The following is an 867-nucleotide window of genomic DNA, read 5'->3' on the forward strand; positions in this document are numbered from 1 at the left end:
ACAAGATCTTTAGCACTTAAGTTCATTTGTTCCATTCTAAATTTAATAGCCTCAATAGGATGAGGAGGAGAAACAGGGTAGTGTTCTGCTTCATAAGCTTCAATCAACAACACAAGAACCTCCATTTGATCAAATTCTGGAGTATTCTCTTTAGGTTGATTGTCAAACATCGCAGACACAATCTCTAAAGCTTCTTGATAATCTCTCTCTGTACGAATTGGTTTGATATTCATTTCTTAAATTCCTTTAGTTCTACAGTGTTGGCATCAATCGCATCATACTGTTTATGCGTCCCTATAAATTTTATGTAAAGCCAACCTGCTGGATAAAAGATTGAAACAATTAAACGATAGTCATTGCCTCTAATATTAAAAACAACACGATTATTCTTTAATATGCTTGCATTTTTATATTTCTCTTTAATGTCATGAGGAGAACGCCATTGTGCGTTTTTAGCTTCATCTACCCATGCTTTTAATGGTTGTTCAGCATCAGGATATCGAGTCCAAAAAGTTTGAAGTGTGGAGATTTTAACAATTTTCATAAGTATATCCTGATTTTTATTAGCTATAGTCCCATTTTGGTACCAAGTCAAGATATTTATAAAAAGAAAGTACTTGTTAAAAACAAACCTTTCTCAAGAGCGGCTCTTTACCTCTCATTTTTCCCATTCATTTTCATTCACCCCTCATTTAAAGGAGCATAAAGTATGGCAACAGGTTTTTTACACGGTGTTGAAGTCGTTGAAGTTGACGACGGCACCCGCCCCCTTCGCGCGGTTCAGTCTGCCGTTATCGGGATTGTTGGCACAGCACCCGATGCCGATGAACAAGCATTCCCTCTCAACACACCCGTTTTGGTAGCAGG

At 37.5% G+C, this 867-nt stretch carries 2 protein-coding genes and 1 pseudogene; 1 reads left to right on the forward strand and 2 read right to left on the reverse strand.

Annotated features, from left to right (window positions below; genetic code table 11):
- Both ACFIKE_RS11775 and ACFIKE_RS11780 read right to left on the reverse strand, forming a co-directional pair.
- Positions 1-233: type II toxin-antitoxin system HigA family antitoxin (locus tag ACFIKE_RS11775; protein WP_375650135.1), on the reverse strand; the 233-nt coding region annotated here is incomplete at its 3' end.
- On the reverse strand, positions 230-544 hold the full coding sequence (locus tag ACFIKE_RS11780; RefSeq protein WP_019220259.1) for a type II toxin-antitoxin system HigB family toxin: 315 nt from the start codon (positions 542-544) through the stop codon (positions 230-232). The genes ACFIKE_RS11775 and ACFIKE_RS11780, both read right to left, overlap by 4 nt.
- 165 nt (positions 545-709) lie before the next feature.
- On the opposite strand from ACFIKE_RS11780, the pseudogene ACFIKE_RS11785 reads away from it, so the two are divergent.
- Positions 710-867, forward strand: a pseudogene (locus ACFIKE_RS11785) (phage tail protein); the annotation flags it as partial.

Origin of the sequence: Bartonella sp. MU70NMGDW (genome assembly GCF_042194085.1) — a bacterium.
In the GTDB taxonomy this organism is placed as follows: Bacteria; Pseudomonadota; Alphaproteobacteria; order Rhizobiales; family Rhizobiaceae; genus Bartonella; species Bartonella grahamii.

Excerpts from the sequence above, each read along its gene's own strand:
- ACFIKE_RS11780 (WP_019220259.1), bottom strand. The coding sequence starts at position 544 with ATGAAAATTGTTAAAATCTCCACACTTCAAACTTTTTGGACTCGATAT.